This window comes from Streptomyces sp. SBT349, from assembly GCF_001083795.1.
Taxonomy (GTDB): Bacteria; Actinomycetota; Actinomycetes; order Streptomycetales; family Streptomycetaceae; genus Streptomyces.
In genome coordinates this window covers 1-5,034 of record NZ_LAVK01000451.1, presented here as the reverse complement: position 1 = coordinate 5,034, position 5,034 = coordinate 1, and the positions used below count along the sequence as shown (strand labels likewise).

Sequence of the window (5,034 nt, the reverse complement as noted above, 5' to 3'; positions counted from 1 at the left end):
GTGCTGGGGCCCGCGTTGCCGTTCCGGAACGCCACGACGGCGCACCGAGTCCACGCGCGGGCGGGCCGGGACGGGGCGTTGTGGCTCGCCGCGGACTGCGTATCGTCGCTGAACCTGTGGCGGCTGCCGCGGGACGGGGCGCCGGAGGCCCGTACGGTGCGGGTTCCGTCGGCGCACCGGACGAAGGCGGTGGCGTTCGGGGCATTGGTGGAGGGGCCGGACTTCGTGCCACTGCTGGCGTGGGTGGCCGACGACGGGATCCGGATCGCCGAGTGCGACGGAGCGGAGTCGTCGGGCCGGCGGATCGGTGATCCGGGCATGTCGGTGGCGCTGGTGTTCAGCGGACCGGAGGAACGGCCGCTCCTGGTGGCGTGCGGGGGCGAGCCGGCGGCGGTGTGGATCCGGGACGTGGTGGGCCGGCGCTGGCTGCCGGGGCCGGCGGTGCCGGATCGGGGGTTTCCGGTGGAGTGGGCGGCCGCCGCGTTCGGAAGGCGGGGGGGCACGCTCATGCTTCAGGGAAGGCGGCGGTGCGATCAACTGCTGCTGTCTCGTGAGGCGTTGGCGGATCTGATGGGGATCGCGCCGCAATTCCTCCTGAGGAACGGGGACTGATCTGTGAAGCACGACTTGGTGGTCTTCGTTCCGGGGATCATGGGCAGCAGGCTGACGCGCGACGGCAAGGACGCGTGGGCGCTGTCGCTGGGAGCGCTGTTGCAGTTTCGGCGCCCCGCGCGGGCGTGGCGCTCGCTCGCGCTGCCGCCCGGGATCGGGGACGGGGAGCCGGAGGGGCCGGCGGCGCTGCGGCCCGAGGGGCTGCTGACGGCGCCGGCAGTGCTGCCGGGGCTGCTGTCCCATCTGGGCTACCGGGACCTGGGGGCGGCGCTGGCGCTGGAACCGGGGCAGTTCCGCGCGTTCGCGTATGACTGGAGGCTGTCGAACCGAGTGACGGCGGCGCGTCTGAAGGTCGCTGTGGAGGCGGCGCTGGAGGAGTGGCGGCCCAGGGCGGCGGCACGGTGGCCGGGGGCGGATGAGGCGCGGGTGGTACTGGTGTGCCACTCGATGGGCGGCCTGGTGGCCCGGTACTACCTGGAGCGGCTCGGCGGGCACGAGACGGCCCGGGCCCTGGTCACCATCGGTACCCCGCACCAGGGGGCGGCGAAGGCGATCCGGATACTGACCGGCAACGCCCTGTCCCGGGGTCCGGGACAGCGGGCGGTCCGCGGGTGGGTCGGGGAGCGGTTGGCCGAGCTGTGCGGGACGTTCCCGTCCGTGGCACAGCTGCTGCCTGTGTATCGGGCGGCGCTCAGGCCGCGGGGTGGGCGGCGGGTGACGCTGGAGAACGTGCCGGTTCCTGACCTGCCGGGCGGGGCGGTGCGGGACGCCTTCGCGTTCTCCCGCGAGTTCACCGAGGCGCGGGACGCCCGCCCGCCGGGGGGACGCGGGGAGGAGTACCGGGTGTACTCGCTGGGTGGTGGCGGGCATCCGACGGTACACGGGGTGCGGGTGACGCCGACGGGTCTGGAGTTCCCCGCGGCGCTGGACGATTCGGGCTCCTGGTCGGGGGATGGCACCGTGCCGGAGGAGTCGTCGCTGGCCTACTGGGCGCTGGACGGAATGGACGACGGTATCTGGTCGGGACACCGGCATGCCGCGCTGGCCGGGGAGGATACGGTGGTGCGGCAGCTGACGCACATCATCGGAGAGCGGTCCGCGCGGAAACTGCTCGCGGGTGACGGCGAGTTCGGGGTGGAGGTGCCGGAGTTCGCCGTGGCGGGCGAGCCGTTCGAGGTGGTGGCGGTGGGGGTGGAGGAACGCCGCCGAGTACGCGTGGTGGTGGGCGCCGGGCTGGAGACGTGGGAGGAGGGGCTGGTGATGGTGCCGGACGGGGCCGGTAATCTCCGCGCGGAGCTGAGGGTGCCCGCGGGTACGCATGTGGTGGAGGTCAGGGCGGATGGTCCGGAGGTCCGCTACCGTGACGTGCTGCTGGTCGGGGAGGAGTCCGCGGAATGAGTGTCGAGGTGCGTCGGGTCCGCGAGGTCGGCGATGAACTCGTGGCGGCGATGGCGGGGCTGCTGCCGCAGCTGTCGCCCGATCTGCCGAAGCCGACCAGAGAGTCGCTGACCCGGGTGGTCGAGGGCGATTCGACCGTGCTGCTGGTGGCGGAGGTGGGAGGGCGCGTGGTGGGGACGCTGACGCTGCTGGTGCCGGTCCAGCCCTCGGGAGTACGGGCCCGGGTCGAGGACGTGGTGGTGGATGAGGCGGCCAGGGGGCGCGGCGCCGGGCGTGCGCTGATGGAGGAGGCGCTGCGACTGGCGCGTGAGTTGGGGGCGGGGCGCGTTGACCTGACGTCCAACCCGCGGCGGACGGCGGCGCACCGGCTGTACGAGGGGCTGGGGTTCACCGCCGGGGATTCGCGGGTGTACTGGCGGGTCCTGGCGGAGTGACGGGCGGGCCGCCCTCGAACCGTGCTCCACGGCTTCCGGACCGCTGACGGGGCTGCGCGATGTGACCGGCAGATGGGCCGGTCACTTCCTTGCGGCCGTCAGAATCTGACGCACCAGGAGCCGTCCGTGAAATCGAATGGCGAGGGCAGCGGCGGCTGGGAGCCGATGATCAACTCCACGAAGGCCTCGGTGCCGTCGGAGCTGGTGATCTCGCCGACCGTCACCACGGTGGCGCTGCCGGCCACGGCGGAGTACAGGCCCCCCGGGTCGGTCTGGCCGCACATGAGCGCCGTGGCCGCCGCCTCGTCCGCGGCGTTGACCGCGTTCACGTAGTCCTGCGCGACCGCGAGCAGGTCCTCGTCGCTCCCGCCACCGCCGCCGGCACCGGGGTCATCGGTCGGCTCCTCCTCGGGCGGCGGCTCCTCCTCGGCGTCGGACGGCTCCGGCGAGTCGCTCGGGTCCTGGCTCGCGCCGCTGGTCGGCTCGTCGTCCTCCGTGAGCAGGTAGATCGCGCCACCGCCGAGCAGCAGCACCGCGATCGCCACGATGGCGACGATCAATCCGTTCCGGCTCTTGGGTGGCTCGCCGCCGTACGGTCCGGGTTGCCCGTACCCGCCGGGCGCCTGCTGCGGTGGATAGGGGCCGGGCTGCCGGCCGTGGTCGGGACCGCCTCCCCAGGGACCCGGCTGCTGCGGTGGTAAGGACATCTGTCGCTTCTCCCTGTTGGTGGCGATCGGCTCGCCGCTCCGCGCGTCTCCGCCCACGGGGGCTGTGTCGGCGAAGTACGTGACGCATGCGAGCAGATCGATGGTTGCACAGCGACGCGACCTCACGGCGGGGGTTCTTCTCATCAGTGGGGGCTCGTCGGGTGGCCCACCCGCACGCTCGGCCCGCTCGCTCTCCGGTGTGCCCCGGCTCTACGGGAGGTCGACGTCGAGGTAGTCGATGTCGGTGAGGTCGACGTCCAGGTCGTGGGCGCGGCTGCCGCGGTCGCGGAAGTAGGCGAACCCCAGGCCGTTGCCGAGCAGTTGCCGGAGTCGGGCTTCGTCGGCGCCGGCCTGGTGGGCGGCGAGCAGTTGGGCGGTGTCGTCGGGGGCGAGTTGCTCGGTGACGCGGCGCAGGCGGGGGTCGTCGGTGGAGCCCCCGGCTGCGGTGAACCCGAACCGCGCGCGCGTCTCCACGGTGATCCCGGCGCGTGCGGCCTGGCGGATGGCGCGGGCCCGCACGCGGGGCTGCCAGGACCGGCGGGCCTCGCGTTCGAGTGCGGCGGCCAGGCGCGGGGTGGGCGTCCTGGTCTGTCCGGCGAGGTAGCGCTGCACGGTGCGGGGGGAGACCCCGAGGCGGGTGGCCACGGCGCGGGTGGAGCCGCGTTCGGCGCGCGTCAGCACCCGCATCCTGGCGGCCGGGCTCTTGGGCAGCGGGCGGGTCTGCGCGCCCTGGAGCGCGGTCTCGATGGCGTCCTGGATGTCGCCCATCGCTAGGTGTCCCCCCCGGGTGCGTTGTCCTTGATGTGGCGGGCGGGGTTCGCTCCCTGCTCCATCATCTGCGCCGCCCACCAGAATTCACGGGCGCCCTCGCATTTCACCATTCCGGGGCTGACGCCGATCCGGAAGATGCCCGGCGGCGGCTTTCCGCCGTGCGGGGCGCGCGGGAGGAGGTCCAGCGGCGACGGGCCCGCGCTTGGGTAGACGACGCAGTCGGAAAGGACCGCGAGCGGGTAGATTCCGGCGGCTGCCATGTTCCGCATCTTGCGGTGCATGTTGATCCGGGCCGCGGAGATGACCGCGGCACGGATGTCCGGACGCCAGGTCGGGCGGTCCAGCGCGGGCCACCGCTCCCCCGCCCGGTGGCGGGCGCCCTGCGGGCGCTCGCGGAGTTTGCCGATGCCCCCTTTGACGGTGGCCTTGATCGCGGAGAGCACCGCCGCCACCCGGGCGTCGGCGTGCTGGTGGCCGGCCATCTGGGCCAGGTGCTCCTCCTCGGTCAGCTCCTTGGTGATGCCGAGGTCGGCCATCGTGTCCAGGTAGGCGTCACGCAGCCGTTCGTACCAGGGGTCAAGGTAGGGCCCGGACTCCGGGCGCAGCCACCCCTCCAGCGGGTGGACCTGGTGGCCGAGCTCGGTGGCGTAGGTGAGGGTGGGGGTGGCGTACCAGGCCGGGCCGGTCGGGCGGCCGCCGTGCGGGGTGAACGGGCTGGGAAGGCGCGGGTCGGTCTCGATGTGGGAGAGGTCGACGTACCAGGCGCCGGGAATCCTCTTGTCGAAGCGGGGGCCGTCGGTGTGCAGCGGCTCGCCCAGACCTACCGTGAGGCGGTTGGCGGCGGCGGCGAACGCCATGTTGACGTCCAGCCCGACGGCCCAGGGCAGCGCGCACTCGGCGTCGGTCAGCAGCTCGGGGTCGCGGACCCACTCGTATGCCTCCTCGTCCAGGACGTGGTCCTCGGCGCGCCCTTGGGCGACGGGGTGCTCGGCGGGTGCCTCGGGTGGCGCGGGGTCGACCGGGTGCGTGAGGGAGCCGGGCACCGTTCCGGAGGTCCAGTCGCCGGTCGCGTCATCACGGGCGGGACGGGTGCTGCATCTTATACCAATCTG

Annotated in this window: 5 protein-coding genes and 1 pseudogene; 3 read left to right on the top strand and 3 right to left on the bottom strand. The window is 73.4% G+C overall.

Annotated elements, in window-relative coordinates; all coding sequences use genetic code 11:
- The 3 genes and pseudogenes from ADY01_RS32565 to ADY01_RS32555 form a co-directional block, all read left to right on the top strand.
- Positions 1 to 612: pseudogene (locus ADY01_RS32565) on the top strand (hypothetical protein); the annotation flags it as partial.
- A 3-nt stretch (positions 613 to 615) separates the two neighbouring features.
- The gene (locus tag ADY01_RS41440) at positions 616 to 2,010 is read left to right on the top strand and encodes a lipase family alpha/beta hydrolase (protein ID WP_049580346.1); all 1,395 of its coding nucleotides are present in this window, start codon (positions 616 to 618) and stop codon (positions 2,008 to 2,010) included.
- A complete protein-coding gene (locus ADY01_RS32555) occupies positions 2,007 to 2,444 on the top strand; it encodes a GNAT family N-acetyltransferase (RefSeq protein WP_049580345.1) in 438 nt (145 codons plus the stop codon). Before ADY01_RS41440 ends, ADY01_RS32555 begins: the two co-directional genes overlap by 4 nt.
- Before the next feature lie 98 nt (positions 2,445 to 2,542).
- On the opposite strand, the gene ADY01_RS32550 is transcribed toward ADY01_RS32555, so the two are convergent.
- The 3 genes from ADY01_RS32550 to tap all read right to left on the bottom strand — a co-directional run.
- A complete protein-coding gene (locus ADY01_RS32550) occupies positions 2,543 to 3,151 on the bottom strand; it encodes a hypothetical protein (RefSeq protein WP_159001561.1) in 609 nt (202 codons plus the stop codon).
- 210 nt (positions 3,152 to 3,361) lie between these two features.
- Positions 3,362 to 3,919, bottom strand: coding sequence for a telomere-protecting terminal protein Tpg (tpg, locus tag ADY01_RS32545; RefSeq protein WP_049580343.1), 558 nt, complete (start codon positions 3,917 to 3,919; stop codon positions 3,362 to 3,364).
- A 2-nt stretch (positions 3,920 to 3,921) separates the two neighbouring features.
- A partial coding sequence (tap, locus tag ADY01_RS32540) for a telomere-associated protein Tap (protein WP_049580348.1) occupies positions 3,922 to 5,034 on the bottom strand: 1,113 nt, incomplete at its 5' end.

What these genes read in the sequence shown, in the direction of transcription:
- ADY01_RS32550 (WP_159001561.1), bottom strand. Translation starts at nt 3,151, where the DNA reads ATGTCCTTACCACCGCAGCAGCCGGGTCCCTGGGGAGGCGGTCCCGAC.
- tpg (WP_049580343.1), bottom strand. Translation starts at nt 3,919, where the DNA reads ATGGGCGACATCCAGGACGCCATCGAGACCGCGCTCCAGGGCGCGCAG.
- ADY01_RS32555 (WP_049580345.1), top strand. Translation starts at nt 2,007, where the DNA reads ATGAGTGTCGAGGTGCGTCGGGTCCGCGAGGTCGGCGATGAACTCGTG.